Annotated in this window: 7 protein-coding genes; all 7 read right to left on the bottom strand. The window is 42.9% G+C overall.

The genetic code is table 11. From position 1 onward, the window contains the following. Positions 1 to 99: NAD-binding protein (locus tag DUL71_RS07340; RefSeq protein WP_154402340.1), on the bottom strand; the 99-nt coding region annotated here is incomplete at its 3' end. A gap of 30 nt (positions 100 to 129) precedes the next feature. Further along, positions 130 to 1047 carry a nucleotidyltransferase family protein gene (locus tag DUL71_RS07335; protein WP_208645486.1) on the bottom strand — a complete coding sequence of 306 codons (918 nt, stop codon included), beginning with the start codon at positions 1045 to 1047 and terminating at the stop codon, positions 130 to 132. A 107-nt stretch (positions 1048 to 1154) separates the two neighbouring features. Continuing rightward, positions 1155 to 2276 carry an XrtY-associated glycosyltransferase XYAG1 gene (locus DUL71_RS07330; RefSeq protein ID WP_114937408.1) on the bottom strand — a complete coding sequence of 374 codons (1122 nt, stop codon included), beginning with the start codon at positions 2274 to 2276 and terminating at the stop codon, positions 1155 to 1157. A 44-nt stretch (positions 2277 to 2320) separates the two neighbouring features. After that, complete coding sequence (locus DUL71_RS07325; RefSeq protein WP_114937407.1) at positions 2321 to 3163, bottom strand: glycosyltransferase family 2 protein; 843 nt, start codon at positions 3161 to 3163, stop codon at positions 2321 to 2323. A gap of 64 nt (positions 3164 to 3227) precedes the next feature. Then, on the bottom strand, positions 3228 to 5030 hold the full coding sequence (locus DUL71_RS07320; protein WP_114937406.1) for an ABC transporter ATP-binding protein: 1803 nt from the start codon (positions 5028 to 5030) through the stop codon (positions 3228 to 3230). A 15-nt stretch (positions 5031 to 5045) separates the two neighbouring features. Beyond that, the gene (locus tag DUL71_RS07315) at positions 5046 to 12296 is read right to left on the bottom strand and encodes a non-ribosomal peptide synthetase (RefSeq protein ID WP_114937405.1); all 7251 of its coding nucleotides are present in this window, start codon (positions 12294 to 12296) and stop codon (positions 5046 to 5048) included. Then, the gene (locus DUL71_RS07310; protein ID WP_161964390.1) at positions 12287 to 18658 is read right to left on the bottom strand and encodes a non-ribosomal peptide synthetase; all 6372 of its coding nucleotides are present in this window, start codon (positions 18656 to 18658) and stop codon (positions 12287 to 12289) included. The genes DUL71_RS07315 and DUL71_RS07310 overlap by 10 nt, the downstream gene beginning before the upstream one ends. Positions 18659 to 18673: the final 15 nt, after the last annotated feature.

The following is an 18673-nucleotide window of genomic DNA, read 5'->3' as shown; positions in this document are numbered from 1 at the left end:
TTCTACTATATCTACACAGGTTACTTCGTTTCCTGTTTCGGCCAAACAGGTTCCCGTTACCAAACCAACATAGCCAGTACCAATTACTGCTATCTTCATATTTTACTATTTATGTGTTTTTAAGTTAGATTACTTTACTAAAACATCATTCCAGAGGTTCAACGGATAGGTTCCGTTTTCTACAAGCTTTGAAATGCTCTCCTTAACTATGTCCTTATCATTTACATAAGTAACACCAAACCATTTTGATTTAGTTGGGATAACTTTAAAGCTTGCAGCTCCTGTTTTAATCAACTCATCAGCAACCAGCGGAATATAAAACTCAGCTTTGGGCTTATCCTCATTGGCCTGCACAAACCTGGTAAACATTGGCTTGCTTTGCTCAAACACAGCCGGTGTAAAACCCCAGAAATTCATTGATACACGGGTATCAGCCGGTAAATCGTGTTCACCGATTTCATCTTTGTAGGCTATGCCACCATCCTCTTTAAAATAAACTTCGGCACGCTCATTTATCTGTACCATGTTGCCGTTTTCATCTACCTTACATACCCCGCGAGATACCGAACCATTTTCAGAGAGGGTATTGTTGATCTGGTATCCGATCAATGAATATTGATCTTCTGCAACCTCAGTAGTTAAAAACTCAACCATTTTTTCAAAAGCATCATAGCCGTAATAGTCATCGGCGTTAATTACGCAAAATGGTTCTTTTACCGCGTCCCGTGCTGCTAAAACAGCATGAGCAGTACCCCATGGCTTTGCGCGCTCAATGGCTTTATCGATACCGAATGGCGTTAGGTCATAGCTTTGAAAAACATATTCGGTTTCAATAAGCCCCTGTAACTTAGGTTCAAATATGGCTTTAAAATTATCGGCAAATTCTTCGCGGATAATGAAGCATACTTTTCCAAAGCCTGCTTTAATGGCGTCGTAAATAGAATAATCAATAATGGTTTCGCCGTTAGGGCCAAAACCGTCAATTTGTTTCATGCTGCCGTAACGGCTGGCCATACCTGCCGCCAGAATGAGTAAGGTTGGTTTCATAATTTTCAATTTGATTTTTAGTTTTTAATAGATACAAGAATATATGCTCACCAAAAAGAAATATGGTGATGTTTACCTGAATGGTAAATAGTTGAAAGAAAAGAGGGCTATTTTAAATACTCTTCGTAGTACTTCGCAATCAATACCTGCTCGTGAAATGTTGTCCTGATAATTTCGTGGCCATGTTTGCGGATATAATCTAATTTTTGCTTCCCAAGGTATGCTTCGCTTAGTTTTTCTATAATGCTGTCGGTATCTAATGTGCAAATCCAACCGAGGTTGTTCTCACTAACAAAATCAGAAAGACCTACATTTTCAGAGATCAAAACGGCAGTACCCATGTGTAAGGACTCCACTACCACATTAGCGAAGTTTTCATTTAAGGATGTCAGAATAAACAAGTCCGACTGGTTGAGGCGTTCAAATTTCTCCTGCCTGTTTACCCAGCCTAACCATTCAATTTTTGAGGCTATCTTCAGCTCATCAGCAAGTTCTTTTAATTGCTGCACGTAGGCTTCATCGCCATCGCCTGCAATAACAAGCTTCAGGTCAAACGAAAGTTGACTTATGGCTGCAAACAATTTTTCAAGTCCTTTTTTATGGTGAATGCGCGACATAAAAATAACCGTGAATCGCTCGTTGTTTGTTTCATTTATCTCAATATCTGGTAACGATAAAATATTGGGCAAAACAAAACCTTCCCAACCGGGGATCAATTTCCGGCATTCAAGATATTCGGACTGAGCGGTAGCGTGTAATACGCATTTCTTCAAAATTTTGCGCCCGCCAAACTTATGGATCAATTTTTTATAACCACTGTTTCCGGTTTCAAATACGTACTCACTCAACATACCGCGGGGCGCAAGGATCACTTTGGTTTTACTGAATAAGGCAATCCGTGCAGCTACCACACTTAAAATACTCCACCAGGAGTGGATATGGATCACATCATAATGATTAGCCGTTTTGAAAAGCATGCGCCATAAGGTAGGGCTTACATGCGTATGATCGCCGGTAATGCGTTTAAAGTAAGTTACGTTAACCCCCTCTACATTTGTCACGGCACCGGGCGTTACATCCAGTTCTGTTTTGCCATTGGCAGTGGTGGTATAAACATCAACATCATGCCCGTTAGCCGCTAACCCTTCGCACAAACGCGACACAGATTCTGTTGGCCCTCCGTATCCGTAAGCCGGTTTATAAGCAGGTATAATGTGCAGTATCTTCATAAGGTAGTATTATATAGAAAGCGCAAATATGCACTCATTGTAGTTTATTTAGCCAAATCAGATTTTAAATCATTCTGAACGATACTCAAAGTTGGCACGGGCTCGGGCTTTTCGGCAAGCTTTTCATCTTCAATCAATCGGATAGCAAGCAATATCTCAACCATAGTTCGCTGAAGCGTATAGTGCCAGCCTGCCCAACCGTTAAAGATCAGCCTTTTAACAAACAGGCAATGAAAGAAAACTAAAAACGGGGCTAATACCTTTGTTTTACGGATCCTGCCACTTAACGGCATTCCTGATGTCGGTTCATTAACCAGTTTTTTACTTTCTTTAATAGCATAGCCGTCCTGATTACTTAACCAGCGCGACAGCGATTTTCTGTCGTCGTGCAAAATAAATGATTTGTACTTACCTATAGAGCCGTTAATTTTTAAACGTTGGGTATGTCCGTCATCGTAATAGATACATTTATTAATGTCAAACAAAACCGGGCGTGGGGTCGTATTATCACCGGAAAGCTTTTTTCCGAAAACTAAAAACCTGAATGAGGTTTCATAAGCTTCATTTTGCGGATTGGCGATAATGTTTTGGGTTTCCTGTATAAACTCCGGTGTAAGTACGTAATCGGCATCAAGTGTTAACGCCCATTTGCTTTTAAGTAATGAAAGCCCGTAATTCCACTGGTTGCCATGTGTATCAAATTTGCGTTGAAAAACTTCAACGTTGGGATAGGAATTAGCAATGTCCAATGTAGCATCAGTACTAAAACTATCCAGAATAACAACCCGTTGAAGCCAGGTTAACCTGTCAAGAACCCGCTTGAGATTAGGTTCTTCGTTTTTAGTTAAAATTAATGCGGTAATTAAGGTTGATGAGGTCAATTCCATCTTACGAGTGTTATGTTATTTATATAGGTAAATGTCTTTATCGGTGTAAGGTTTTGGCAATTTTTTATTTGTAGCCGGCTGCCTGTAGCTCAAATAACTCGGCATAGCGGTCGCCTTTTTGTAAAAGTTCTTCATGGCTTCCTATTTCCAGAATCTCCCCTTTATCCAGTACGATGATCCTATCGGCCATGCGTACTGTTGAAAAACGGTGAGAGATAAGCACCGCGGTTTTCTTTTCGGTGATATCCGAAAAACGTTTAAATACTTCGTACTCCGAACGCGCATCCAAGGCGGCCGTTGGCTCATCCAGGATCACGATCTGTGCATTACGCATATAAGCCCTGGCAAGCGCTACTTTCTGCCATTCCCCGCCTGACAGCTCAACGCCGGTTTCAAAATGAGTCCCTAGCATTTGCTGATATTTTTTTGGCAACCTGTCTACTATCGGGTGTGCCAGGCTTTGCTTTGCAGCGCTAATAATAAGGTCTTCCTGATCAATCTCTGCTATATCCCCCACAGCTATATTTACCGATGCAGGCATTTGGTATTTGATAAAATCCTGGAAGATGATGCCCATCTGTCTCCTGATATCCTCGATGTTATATTCTTTTAAATCATAACCATCAAGTGTTATGCGTCCCTCTGTAGGATCATATAAACGTACCAGCAACTTCACCAGGGTTGTTTTACCTGCTCCATTCTCCCCCACTAATGCTAGCTTCTCGCCGGGGCGAAGCGTAAAATTCAGATGCCTGTTGGCCCATTTATCGGAGTTGGTATATTTAAACCCAACATTTTCAAAGGTGAAACCTGACACAATAGGATCAGGAAATGGCCGTGGACTATTGGGGATTGTGATAGTGGGCGTGATCCTGAAGAAATCAAAGAAATCCGTCAAGTAAATTGCCCCCTGAGCTACCGCGTTGAACCGTTTGGCGCTGTTTTGTACTAAACCACCCAATTGCCTTATCGTGCCTAATAAAAGGGTTAACCCTCCTATTGTTAAACTGCCTTGCAGCACCCTTTGCACAATAAAAAAGAATACAAGATAAAACCCCACCACTCCCGGAATGCTGATCAAAGAACTTATGACAAGTCGTTTTACGCCAAATTTCCGCTTGGCATCATAAAGGTTGTGGGAGATTTTTTTGAATCGGTTGATAAAAAAGCCCGAGAGATCAAATAATCTCACCTCTTTGGCTGCCACATCGCTGCTGGCCACCAGGCTTAAATAATCAAGTTCGCGCCTGGCCTGCGTTTGACTGCGTATTAAGCTGTAGTTTTTATTGTTGAAATAAAACTCGCCCAATAATGATGGTAAAGTAACCGATAAAAGGATTACGATTATCCATGGATTAAAGGCTACCAATACCACTACATATGAGGTAATGGTGATCATATCCTGAACCTGGCTAAATACGTGCGTCAGCAAAATAGCACGGCCTGTAGTTTGTTGCCTTGCCCTTTCCAGCTTATCATAAAACTGCGAGTTTTCAAACTGCACCAGGTCCAGCTTAGCAGCATGCTCCATGATCATGTTGGTGGTATCGTTTGTAAGGCGCTCGCCTAAAAGTTCGTCAGTAAGCGAGGTGACTTTACCAAGTATAATTAATACCAGGATCAGGATAAACTCGATGGCGATTAATTTCCAGAGATAGTCATATGACTGGCCCCTGTTATGCGTAATGGCGATGGCCTCATCAATAATGTACTTGCCAACGCTAAGCAAACCAAGCGGAATAATTGCCTGCAAAATCCTGATAACGATATTACATAAAGTTAGCCGTGGACTAACTTTCCAAACCAGGCTAAAAAACTTTGGAAGATTGCGATATGCAACCAATCTATCCTTAATTGTTAATCCCATTCTTTTTGCGATCTATTAACCTAAATAGTGTTGTAATATTTCAGAAAACTCCCTTGCGTTCAACTCATCAAAAATGGTTGAATGCTCTCCTTTAACTTCATGTATTTTAACAGATTGAGCATAATCTTTCCAGGCGTTTTTACTTTCAAAATTAACTTCCAGCTCCTTGTAAATGATCTTGTTAACCTTATCAATAAAGTAATACTGCTGTGTCGCGTTAAACAAAATTATCTCACCGTTGTAAGGCTTTATCTGGTAATTATCGGCAGCGGTTTTTATTTGCAGCGTAATCCTGTCAAAAATATCCTGATCAACATTCGCCAGTTTTGATTCGGTATTACTAAACAGCGGCCCTATTTTCCTGGCCTTGTACATAATAGCCTGTTTAGGGTGCTTCATCAACAAAAACAGCTCAAACTTAACTTTGGTAGATATTACTGAAACCGATCGTTTAACCAACGATGGTAAATTGTTATTAGCCTGTTCGGTTACGGCTTCTGTCAATGGTTTCGCATCCGCGTCAAACATGGCAAGCATGGAGATCTTTTTACCCATGGCTTGAAGCTGACTGGCCATTTCAACGGCTATCATGCCGCCAAGGCAATGACCGGCCAATGCGTAAGGGCCATAAGGGTTATCTAATAGCATTTCTGTTACGTATCTCTCCGCAATCCCCTCTATAGTATCCGGAAAATCTGCAGGATTACTGATGTGTAAAGGCTGTTGCAGACCATAAACAGGCTGCTCCGGATCAAGCAGATTTACAAAATCCTTAAACTTGAACGCCGTACCGCCGGCGCCGCAAACTATATAAAGCGGTGTTTTATTACCCGTTGTTTTTATTGGAATAAGCGATTGCGTAAGATCAATATTTTGATTTTGCGACCTACGGTAAAGCTTGGCAATTGTTGGGTTAATAAACAGATCCCTGATGGTAATGTTGATGCTCAATTCCTTTTTAACCGCGGCTATCAACCGCATAGCCAATATGGAATGGCCGCCCAACTCAAAGAAGTTATCATGGATACTGATCTTATCGATGCCCAAAAGGCGCTGCCATATTGCTGCCAGTCCTTCTTCTGTTTTATTACGCGGCGCTACATAGTTATAGTTTAACTGTTCGGCCATATCAACATCAGGCAGGGCACGTTTATCTACCTTGCCATGAGTTGTTACGGGCAGTTTATCAAGCAATACCCATAATTTGGGCACCATGTACTCGGGTAAATGAGCACTCAGGTACGCTATCAGGGCAGGTTTATCATACCCGGTATCTGATGTAACATAAGCAATCAGTCTATTTACACCATCTATATCTGGTTTTGATAATACGATAGCTTGTGAAACCAGTCCGCTTTGAAGCAATACATTTTCGATCTCGCCAAGCTCTATACGGAAGCCACGGATCTTAACCTGATCATCCATCCTGCCAAGGTATTCAATATCGCCGTCAGGCAGCCAGCGTCCCAAATCGCCGGTACGATACAGGCGTGCGCCTTGGGTTTCAGCAAATGGATCTCTTATGAATTTCTCGTTTGTTAATTCAGGCTGGTTCAAATATCCTCTCGCCACCTGGATACCGCCAATGCAGATCTCGCCGGTTACCCCTACCGGGCTTAACTGATTTTCCTTGTTCAGAATATAGACCTGTACATTATCTATAGGTTTTCCAATGGTTATAATTCCGTCGGGCCTTATAGGGCGATGTGTTTGTGTAGCGCACACTGTACTTTCGGTCGGCCCATAACCGTTAACCAACGTTACTCCCTGCGCCTGTATGTGCTTACTCGCCGCTTCATTTAACGCCTCGCCGGCAGAAAGAATGATTTTAAGCGAATCCGGTATATTTTCAATAAATGGCTGAAATGCCGGCGGCAGTATCGCTATCTCAATCTGCTGTTTGGTTAAAAGCTGTTCAAATCCATCCGCAGATAAAAGCGATTCTTTAGTACACATGATCAAACAACCACCTGTTAAAAGCGTACTGAATATTTCAACACACGAGGCATCGAAACCGAAAGAAGCAAACTGAAGGAAGCGGGTTCCACGCTGCAGGTTCAAATCACGTTTGTAAGCGAATACAAGGTTTACGACGCTACGGTGCTCCACCATTACCCCTTTGGGCCTGCCGGTTGAACCCGATGTATAAATGATATAGGCGAGTTGACCTGCCGCAACTGATGAGTTTAGTTTAGCTGAATCATACTTCTCAATCTCTCCCCAATGCTTATCCAATTCAACTACCTGAATATTGGCCTTAGCAAATTTATTACTGCTACTGCTACTGCTCACTACCAAGTTAGCGTCTGTATCTTTCAGCATGTAATCGATACGGTCATGCGGGTATTCCGGATCAAAAGGTACGTATACCCCCCCGGCTTTCATAACACCCAATATGCCAATTATCATTTCAATACCACGCTCGATACAAACTGGCACTATGGTTTCGGTTTTAACTCCATGAACTTGCAAGTATTTGGCAAGACTGTTTGCTTTATCGCTCAGCTGCTGATATGTTACGGTTTCATCTTCAAACGTTACCGCCACCGCGTCTGGAGTTTGAGCAACCTGTTGCTCAAAAATATCCAGAACGCTTTTATCTGTAGGATAATCGGCATCCGTGGCGTTAAAGTTCTTTAACTGTTGTTGTTCTTCGTTCGAACTCAGCATGTTGATCCGTCCGATAATTTCGGCAGGACTTTTAACTACGGATTGCAGGATGGCGGTAAAATGACCAATCATGCGCTCCATAGTTTCGGCTTTAAACAAGTCGGTGTTATAAGTCAATCCACCAACAAGACCATCGGCGGTCTCAACCAGGTTTAAGCTGATGTCGAATTTAGAGGTGGTATCCTCGGCTGTTTCGGCGCTTAAGGTTACGTCGGCCAGTGTTAACTCCGGAATCTCGGGCGTGTTCTGAAGTGTGAACATTACCTGAAACAGCGGGCTGTGGCTCATATCCCTTTCCTTCACAACGGCTTCAACCACTTTTTCAAACGGCACTTCCTGGTGGTTATAAGCCTCAAGCGTTGTGTGCTTTACCTGCTCAAGTAGTTTGATAAAGGCCTCGCCTGCCTGTACATTATTTCGTAAAACCAGGGTATTGATAAAGAAGCCTATTAAACCTTCAATCTCCTGGTGACTGCGACCGGATACCGGCGTACCTACACTTATATCCTCCTGCCCGCTGTAACGATAAAGTAGCACTACGAATGCCGAAAGCAATGTCATATACAGCGTTGTTCCCTGTTTACGACTTAGGGCATTTAAGCCATCAACCAATGCTTTATCTATTAATACAGCCTCGGTTAAACCCTGATTACTTCTGATCAAAGGCCTGCGGTAATCTGTAGGTAATTGAATGGCAGATATTCCTTCCAGTTTATCTTTCCAGTAACTGAGCTTTTGTTCCAGCAAGTCGCTTTGAAGGTGATTCCGTTGCCAGATCGCATAATCTGCGTATTGTATCGGCAAGGCAGGTAGCTCCGAAGTTTCAAGCTCAGTTCCTGATGCAAATGCTTTGTATAAAACACCCAATTCTCGTACAAGAATTGAGGTTGACCAGCCATCAGAAGCTATGTGGTGCATGGTAAGCAGCAAAATATAAGATTCCGAATCCGTCTGAATCAGCTCGCCACGCAACATATTATCCTGTGATAAATTAAACGGTCTGTTTATTTGGCGCTGAACATAATCTTGTAAATTAATGCTCTCCGTTTCAATTTCTTCCAGGGAGCTTTGCTCTAACAGCCAGCCGCCCGCGGGTTTTATATATTGATAACCACGACCTTCATGCTCCCTTATTACAGTACGCAAAACTTCATGACGACCAACTATATGCTGGAACGCGCTCGTTAAGGCCGGTATGTTTAATTTGCCGGTTAAACGTAATACAGCCGGAAGATGATATTGAACGGAGCCTTCCAACCTGTCAATAAACCACATACGCTCCTGACTGAATGATAGCGGAATATGCTCCGGACGTTGTTGTACACCTATAGTTGTAACATTTTCATCAACCTTACCAACGCTTAAACGGGTGCTTAACTTGCTTACAGTAGGATAATCAAACACATCACTTATCGGCAATTCGACCATAAATGCTTTGCGCACCGCCGAAATCAAGCGTACAGCCAGCAAGGAGTGGCCGCCAAGCTCAAAGAAATCGTCATGAACACCTATCGAATCTATCTCAAGTATCTCCTGCCAGATAGCGGCCAATTTGATCTCTGTTTCGGTGCTTGGCTTATTATCATGCTCCGCGGATACTTCAACTTCCGGATCGGGTAATAACTTACGGTTTATTTTACCTCCCGCTGTTAACGGAATTTCTTTAAGTTCAACCAGGTAAGCAGGGATCATATATTCAGGCAGCTGCTCTTTTAACCCCGCTATGATCGTTGCCCTGTCAAATTCGCCGGAAGCAACCACGTAGCCTACCAGTTGGTTATTTCCTTGTTTATCACGACGGGCCAATACTACCGCCTGGCTTACCAATCGGCTTTGTTCCAGGATCCGGCTAATTTCGCCGGGCTCAACACGGTAGCCTCTTATCTTTACCTGATCGTCTACACGGCCAAGGTATTCGATATTTCCTTCGGCATTATATTGTACGGCATCCCCCGTTTGATATATCAGGGCGCCATCATTGCTATACGGGTCAGCTATAAATTTTTCTGCCGTCAACGCTGTTTGCCCCTGATAACCTTTTGCCAATCCTGTTCCCCCTATAAATAGTTGACCGGGAACACCTATTGGACACAATTGCAGATCTTTATTTAATACATATGCTTGCGTGTTTGCAAACGGGCGGCCGATTGGAATAATAGTATGGTTTGCGTCATTTACCTCATATAATAATTTACCAACAGTAGTTTCCGTTGGACCGTAATGATTAATGATGCGACAATCGCTATACTGTCTGATCTTGGAAACGATCTCAGTTGATAATGATTCTCCGCCAAAAACAAGTATGCGGGCAGGCACTAACGGCTCATCTGCCGATAATGCTTTCCAATGCGATGGCACTATCTTGATACAATCTATCCGGTGATCTTCAAAATAAGTATGCAGTGCTTCAATATGACTCAATGTTTCTTTGGAGAAAACATGCAGTGTACCACCAAACAATAATGAGCTAAATAAAACGGTATTACCCAAATCGGTTGCAATGGTAGACATTAAACCGAATGTTTTGCAGGCGCTGATACCGATACGGTCATCCAGACCATAAACATAATCGACAATGTTTCGCTGGGTAATTTGTACCCCTTTAGGTTTGCCCGTTGAACCTGATGTATAAATCACATAGGCAAGATTATCCGGTGAGATGGCCCTTATCACATCGGTTTCGGGCTCAGCAGCCAGCTCCCAGTTTTGCTCATCAAGTTCAACAACTTTCAACCATTCTGAAATATCTGCCAGACTATCAGCAAATTTAGGAGTGCTTACAGCGATTTTTGCATTCGTATCTTCCAGGATATAGTTAACCCTTTCAAGCGGATAGTCCGTATCAATAGGTACATAAGCAGCGCCTGTTTTCAGGATGCCCATGATACCGATAATCATTGAGATACCGCGCTCGATATAAAGTGGTACTAATGTATCAGCTCCAACACCATAACGCTGCAAATGATGCGCTAACCGGTTTGAACGTTTATTTAATTCATCAAAGCTAATCGACTGACCTTCATAGGTAATCGCGTTTGCAGTTGGAGATTTTGAAACTATGTTGTCGAAGATATCAGCAATAGTTTTATCCGTTGGATATAAGCAAACACTCTTACCCAGCGTTAGTAGATTTTCTTTTTGCGATAGATCAAGCATTTCCAGTTTACCTACCGGCATTTCGGGTTCGGCTACTGCCGAAGCCAGTAAGGCACAGAAGTGCTGAACCATGGTTTCAATCCGCACCGAGCTAAAAATATCGGTCCGGTATTGTACGGCACATTGTAACCCATCAGGAGTTTCGCTTACAAAAAATGTAAGGTCGAACTTTACAGCAGATTGCTCATAATCAAAACCTGAAAGCTCGAGGCCGCTTAGTTTTAATTCGGGTACCGTTGGCGTATTACCCAATACCAGCATCACCTGAAATAGCGGACTAACGCCGGCTGTTCTTTCTTTTACAACAGCTTCAACTACTTTTTCAAAGGGTACCTCCTGGTGCTCATAAGCTTCCAGTGTAGTTTGCTTTACCTGCGCCAATAACTTCGTAAAGGGCTCATCGCTGTTTACCTGATTGCGTAATGCAAGGGTATTGACAAAAAAGCCAATCAGGCGTTCCAGCTCAGGATTAGGCCTGCCGGCGATTGACGTGCCTACACAAATATCATCCTGCCCACTATAACGGTACATCAACACATTAAAAGCAGATAACAATGTCATGTAAAGCGTAGCTCCATGTTCCTGGCTAAACACTTGTAAGCTATCGCTTAACTTTTTGCCGATATCAAACGTCAGAGTTGCTCCCTTGCTATTGCTGTTTGCCGGGCGTACATGATCAGCCGGTAATTGCAGGGGTACTACATCCTGAAGTTTCAATTTCCAGTAGTGAAGTTTCTCTTCTAATTTATCCTCATGCAAATTATCGCGTAACCATAAGGCATAGTCGGCAAACTGCAATGTAGGTTCCAGCAAATGTAATTGGCTACCGCTGCTATAGGCGCTATATAAAGCAGCTATTTCATCAACTATTATTGGTAATGACCACGCATCTGACGCGATATGATGGATGACCATTACCAATACGTGCGAATTGTTGTCAATGCTGATCAGTTCCGCACGAAGCATATCATCTTCCGACAGATCAAATGGCTTTTCTATAAATGTATTGATATGCGAATTTAATGTCGCATCATTTTCAGATGAAGTTTGAAATAATTTCCATTGACCAGCAGGTTTTACAAACTGAAACCCATGACCGTCATGTTCCGTGATCACCGTACGTAATACCTCATGCCGGTTCACAACTTCCCTTATTGCCTGTTCTAAAGAATCGGCATCAAGAACACCCTCTAATTTTAAAACACCGGGAATATGGTATTGTACACTGCCTTCCAACCTGTCTATAAACCACAACCTTTCCTGGCTGTATGACAGCGGGATATATTCCGGTCTTGGTTCTGCTTTCTGTATAGTTCCTTCTGTTGTCGTATTTTCCTCTTCCAGTTGCTTTGCCAAATCCGCAATGGTCGGGTAAACAAACAGGTCACGGATCTTTAACTCCTTGTTCAGTTCCCTTCTTACCTGCGAGATCACCCGCATAGCCAGNGTTCCCTTCTTACCTGCGAGATCACCCGCATAGCCAGCAGCGAATGCCCGCCCAACTCAAAGAAATTATCCTTTGTCCCTATCTTTTCTACGCCAAGCAGTTCCTCCCAGATTTTTGCTAATTGTTTCTCAGGAGTTGTTTCAGGCGCGGTATAGCTTTCTTCCTGGTTTGTTTCCGCTTCAGGTAACGCGCGTTTATCGGTTTTGCCGTTGGATGTTAGCGGCAGGCTGTCCAGTCTTACCCATAGCCTTGGCACCATGTATTCCGGTAACCTTTCGCCAAGGTAATTCTGTAGATCCTGTTTATCGTAGGCGGTTTCGTCCATTACCACATAGGCTGTAAGCCTTTTGGTGCCTTGCTTATCCGCTTTAGCCAGCACTACTGCCTGCCTTACGTTCTCGTTCTGTAGCAATACCTGCTCTATCTCACCAAGCTCAATCCTATATCCACGAATCTTTACCTGGTCGTCTATCCGGCCTAAGTATTCAATGTTCCCGTCTGTTAGCCATCTGCCCTGGTCGCCGGTTCTGTATAGCCTGGCGTTTTCATCCTCGCTGTATGGATCTGCTATGAACTTTTCTTTCGTTAGTTCCGGCTGGTTCAGATAACCTCTTGCTACCTGTACACCGCCTATACAGATCTCGCCCGGTACACCTACCGGGCTTTGCTCGCCCTTATTATTTCTAATGTAGATTTGTGTATTCGATACAGGTGAACCGATCAACGCTGCTTTATCGACATCATTTATCGTGTAATAACTGGCACACACCGTTCCCTCGGTTGGGCCGTAGCTGTTTACTACCTGTACTTTTGGATACAGGTGATCTACAAAACCTGGCTGCAGCAGTTCTCCCCCGCTGATGATATAGCGCAGGCTTTGAATATCAATTTTATTATTTGCCGCTTCTTTGTTCAGGTAAGCTATTACCGTTGGCGTAGCGCTCAGGATTGTTATCTCTTCTGTTTTTAGCAGGTATTTGATACTATCTACATCTTTACCGCCTTCTTTTACAATCACTACTTTGGCACCTGTTATCAGCGCAGGATAAATTTCCTCACACATGGTATCAAACGATACCGATGATTGCTGAAGCACTTTATCTTCTTTAGTGATCTCGAAATAGTTCACAAACCCGTTACAATAATTGATGATGTTTTGGTGCTCCACCATTACCCCTTTAGGTTTGCCTGTTGAACCTGAGGTATACATTACATACGCCAGTTGACTTGGCTCAATAGCTGTATTTATGTTTTCGCCGCTTTGGGCTTTTATTTCTTCGTTACTGTCAAGCTCGATGATCCGGGCATTTATACCATTTAGATTTGCTTTGCCTGTGCTGCTGCTTAGTATTATAGCTGCTTGGGTATCTTCCAGAATATAGCTAATCCGTTCTTTTGGGTAATCTATATCAACCGGTACATAAGCTGCTCCTGCTTTCAGGATACCTAATATACCCGCCATCATATTGATGCTACGCTCTATACAAATCGCTACAAGACTTTCTGTTTTTATCCCTTGTTTGATCAGGTAGTTCGCTATCCGGTTTGATCTTTCATTTAGTTCCTGATAGCTTACAGTTTCTCCTTCAAATACCAGTGCTGTCGCAGCTGGATCGATTTGTACCTGTTTTTCAAAAAGGCTAACAATATTTTCTTCTTTAGGATATGCCGCTGCTGTTTCGTTGAACTTTTGTAGTTGTTCTTCTTCCGCTTTGCTTAACAGCTGTAACTTATTAAGCTGATTTTCAGGTGTTTCAATTACCGCTTTGATCAGTTGAACATAGTGACCTGCCATCCTCTCAATAGTCTCTGCCTCATAAAGATCGGTATTGTATTCCGCTACAATCCGGATGCCGTCTTCAGTTTCCTCAGCGTTATAACTCAGGTCGTATTTGCTGGAATAGTCACCTGCTCTTTCGCCGGTGATTTTAATATCGCCTAATTCCAATGTTGGGATAACGCCTGTATTCTGCAGCACAAACATTACCTGGAACAATGGGCTACGGCTCAGATCCCTTTCTTTTACTACCGCTTCTACTACTTTTTCAAATGGGACTTCCTGGTGGCCGTATGCTTCCAGTGTGGTTTGTTTTACGTTGCTTAAAAATTCTGCAAATGTTTCTTCACCGTTTAGCGTTGTTCTCAGTGCCAGCGTGTTCACAAAAAAGCCGATCAGTTCTGCTGTTTCCTCCCTGTCACGGTTGGCTACCGGGGTACCAACGCAAATATCTTCCTGAGCGCTATAACGATACAGCAACACTTTAAATATAGCCAGCAGCATCATGTACAGCGTAGCACCTTGTTCAAGGCTCAACTGTTTTAGTTGCTCTGCCTGTTCTTTAGCTATCGTAAACTCGTATACCGATCCCCTGCTACTTTGTACTGCAGGGCGCATATGATCTGTAGGCAACTCCAGTGTAGCTGTGCCTGCTAACTTTTCTTCCCAATAGCTCAGTTTGCTTTGCAGTTTTTCGGCATTCAGATATTCCCTTTGCCAGATCGCATAGTCCGCATATTGGATCTCCGGTGCTTTTAATTGTATTGGCTCGTTTTTGTTGTAGCTGCTATAAAGCTTGCTGAACTCCCTTACCAATACCGGCATCGACCAGCCATCGGCCGCAATATGGTGCAGTACCAACAGCAAGATGTATTCGTCTTTTGCTGTTGCGATCAGCTCCGTCCTCAGCATATCATCCTGTGACAGGTCAAACGGCCTGTTTACTTCCTGGCTGATATATGCTTTGAGTTCTGCTTTGTTTTCGTTTATCCCGCTTTGCTTTAATGCCCAGTTGTTTTCTTTGATATATTGGTAACCTTGCCCCTTATGGTCCCTGATCACGGTACGCAATACTTCATGGCGTTCTACCACTGCTTTCAGCGCGTTTTCTAAAGCCTTGACATTTACTTCGCCGGTTAATTTCAATACGGCAGGGATATGATATTGTATGCTACCTTCCAGCCTGTCTATAAACCATAGCCTTTCCTGGCTGTAGGACAGCGGGATGTATTCCGGTCTTGGCTCTGCCTTTTGTATCGTTCCTTCTGTTGTGGTATTTTCAATTTCCAGTTGTTTCGCCAAATCCGCGATAGTCGGGGACACAAACAGATCACGGATCTTTAGCTCTTTGTTCAGTTCTCTTCTTACTTGCGAGATCACCCGCATAGCTAACAGCGAATGGCCGCCCAGCTCAAAAAAGTTATCTTTTGTCCCTATTTTTGCTACGCCCAGCAGCTCTGCCCAGATTTTTGTCAGTTGCTTTTCTATAGTCGTTTCCGGTGCGATGTAACTTGCTTCCTGGCTCGCTTCCGCTTCTGGCAATGCCCGTTTATCGGTTTTACCGTTTGGTGTTAATGGCAAACTGTCCAGTCTTACCCATAGCCTTGGTACCATGTATTCAGGTAACCTTTCGCCAAGGTAATTTTGCAGCTCTTGTTTGTCGTAGCTGGCTTCTTCCATTACCACGTAGGCGGTCAATCTTTTCGTGCCCTGTTTATCCGCTCTGGCCAGCACTACTGCCTGCCTTATGTTTTCGTTTTGAAGCAGTACTTGCTCAATCTCGCCTAATTCGATCCTATAGCCTCTGATCTTTACCTGGTCATCTATCCTGCCCAGGTATTCGATGTTGCCATCAGGTAGCCATCTACCCTGGTCGCCGGTTCTGTATAGCCTGGCGTTTTTATCCTCGCTGTACGGATCTGCTATGAACTTTTCCTTTGTCAGTTCCGGCTGGTACAGATAGCCCCTTGCTACCTGTACGCCGCCTATGCAGATCTCGCCCGGTACGCCTATTGGACTTAACTCGCCCTCGTTGTTCCTGATATAGATCTGCGTGTTTGATACTGGCGCACCTATAGGTACAATCTCAATATTCGGATCTTTCTCTAAATCGCTCCAATAAGTAACGTCAATAGCGGCCTCGGTTGGGCCGTATAAATTATGTAAAGCAACATGCGGTAATTTGCTCCTAAACAGTTTAACCTGCGCTGTTGTCAAGGCTTCGCCACTGCATAATACATGCTTAAGCCCAGGACAATCCCCTTTTTCAATATCGAGCAAAAACACGCTCAACATTGATGGCACAAAATGAAGGAGTGTAACGTTTTGACGTTCTATTACCGATTTCAGATAAAGGCTATCACCTTGCGCGCCGGGTTTGGCAAAAACGAGTTTAGCGCCGGTTAGTACAGGCCATAAAAGTTCCCATACAGACACGTCAAAGCTGAATGTGTTTTTTTGGAGAACGGTGTCGGCAGCGATTAATCCGAAATAACTTTGTGTCCAGGCTAACCTGTTCACTACCCCGCCATGCTCGTTCATGGCCCCTTTAGGTTTGCCTGTTGATCCGGAAGTATAAATTACGTAAGCCAGTTGATCTGCAGTTATTATCGTATCAAGGTTGCTATTATCCTGTTTCGAAATCTGTTCCCAATCCTTCTCCATCTCAATTATCTGCAATGTACCGGCCTGAAGCTTTGAAGTTCCGGCTCCGCTGCTTAACACAATTTTAGCCGCACTGTCATTAAGCATATAAGCTATCCTATCAACCGGATATTCGGGGTCAACCGGGATATAAGCACCGCCGGCTTTCAATATGCCAATTATGCCTATCAGCATTTCGAAACTTCGCTCCAGACAAATGGGTACAAGGGTTTCTTTAGTAACTCCCTGCAACTGAAGATAACGGGCTAACTGATTAGCCCGTTCGTTTAATTTCTGATAAGTAAGTGCATCGCTTTCAAACTTTACAGCGATGGCTTCAGGTGTTTTTTTCACCTGCTCTTCAAAAAGGCTTACCAGGTTTTTATCTGCCGGATACGATGCGGCTGTATTATTAAAACCTGCCAAAATCGATGCTTCAGCAGGAGTAAGTATTGAAATTTCGTTTAGTGTTTTTACAGCCCCTTCAGTAACCTGCGCTATCACGTAAGTAAACTGATCAACGATAGACTGTACATAGCTTGTTTCTAAAAGATCTGAATTATAGTTAAAAGTAAAGTTCAAACCATCGGCATCGGCAATTAAAATAGTTAAAGGGTAGTTAGTTTGTTCGTAAGTATTGACATTCTCAACTTTTAACGACCACTGTTTGGCGTTTATAGCTTTGTTTACGGGATAGTTTTCAAAAACCAGGATGCTGTCAAACAGATCGGTTTTTACACCAGTCCACGCTTTGATATTTTGAAGTGTAGCATGCTGATAATTTCTTGAAGCAGCCTGATCGGACTGCAAACCCTGCAACCAGTTAATTATTTCCTGGTTATCAAAAGTAGCCTTAAACGGTATGGTATTGATAAATAAACCCACACGCTGTTCTACATCTGTCAATTCATCTGGTCGGCCGGAAACTACTGTACCAAACAATACATTCTGATTACCAGTGTACCTGTTCAACAGCAATGCCCATACACCTTGCATAAGGGTGTTTAAAGTGATACGGTGTTTCTTTACAAAAGCATTGATCAGCGCCGAGCTATCTTTATCAAATACTTTGCTAACCGAAAGAAATTTGGCTTTTAAAAGTGCAGTGTTTGTTTTTTTAACAAAAGGCAAAGAAGTTCCTTCGCTTACACCCTGCAGATAATTTCTCCAATAACTTTCCTCTGCCCATTTATCCCTTCGCTCCAGGAAACGGATAAAATCTTCATACTTGTCTTCTGGTGTTTGGGCAAGAGCTTGTCCTCTTAACAAAAGCTCATAGGCTTCTAAAAACTCGCTCATTAATACTGGTAACGACCAGCCATCAAACAGGATATGATGAAAACTCCATAACATCCGGTAACGGCTATCATTTAACCTAAATAAAGAAATGCGCATTAAAGGCGACTTATCAAAATCAAAGCCCCGTTCACGATCGGTAATTAAAAACTCATCAAACGCTGTAGTTTGTGATGCAACATCGAGCTCACTGTAATCAAACTCTGCTATAGGAAGAGTTACATCCCGATAAATACATTGAACAGGAATGCTGAACGACTCATAATAAAAGCCCGTACGCAAAATGGTATGCCTTGCAATAACTTCGGCCCAGGCGGCTTTTAGCACGTCAAGATCGGCATCGATAATATCGCACGTAAACTGCTCAATGTAGCTGCCAAACTGCTCATTGTACAGGCTATGAAACAGCATACCTTCCTGCAGACCGCTTAACCTGTAAATAGACACTACATTTTTTTGGTTACCTGCTGATAGCTTAGGAAGATTAGAAATGTACCTGATTAATTCATCTTTATGAGTTTTGATAAAGTTAATGATCTCGCTGTTGTTCTTTACAGCGTTTATCTGTTCCGGGGTAACCTTGTTCTTATTCGCATTTAAATTAAGCTTCTCATTATCTACCGATAACGAAAAGTTCATTTTTTCAAGGTTTAA

Origin of the sequence: Mucilaginibacter endophyticus, assembly GCF_003351025.1 — a bacterium.
In the GTDB taxonomy this organism is placed as follows: Bacteria; Bacteroidota; Bacteroidia; order Sphingobacteriales; family Sphingobacteriaceae; genus Mucilaginibacter; species Mucilaginibacter endophyticus.
Note: the sequence above shows the minus strand (reverse complement) of the source record. Positions and strands in the feature narration are given on the sequence as shown.

What these genes read in the sequence shown, in the direction of transcription:
- DUL71_RS07335 (WP_208645486.1), bottom strand. Translation starts at nt 1,047, where the DNA reads ATGAAACCAACCTTACTCATTCTGGCGGCAGGTATGGCCAGCCGTTAC.
- DUL71_RS07330 (WP_114937408.1), bottom strand. Translation starts at nt 2,276, where the DNA reads ATGAAGATACTGCACATTATACCTGCTTATAAACCGGCTTACGGATAC.
- DUL71_RS07325 (WP_114937407.1), bottom strand. Translation starts at nt 3,163, where the DNA reads ATGGAATTGACCTCATCAACCTTAATTACCGCATTAATTTTAACTAAA.
- DUL71_RS07320 (WP_114937406.1), bottom strand. Translation starts at nt 5,030, where the DNA reads ATGGGATTAACAATTAAGGATAGATTGGTTGCATATCGCAATCTTCCA.
- DUL71_RS07315 (WP_114937405.1), bottom strand. Translation starts at nt 12,296, where the DNA reads ATGCGGGTGATCTCGCAGGTAAGAAGGGAACTGAACAAGGAGTTAAAG.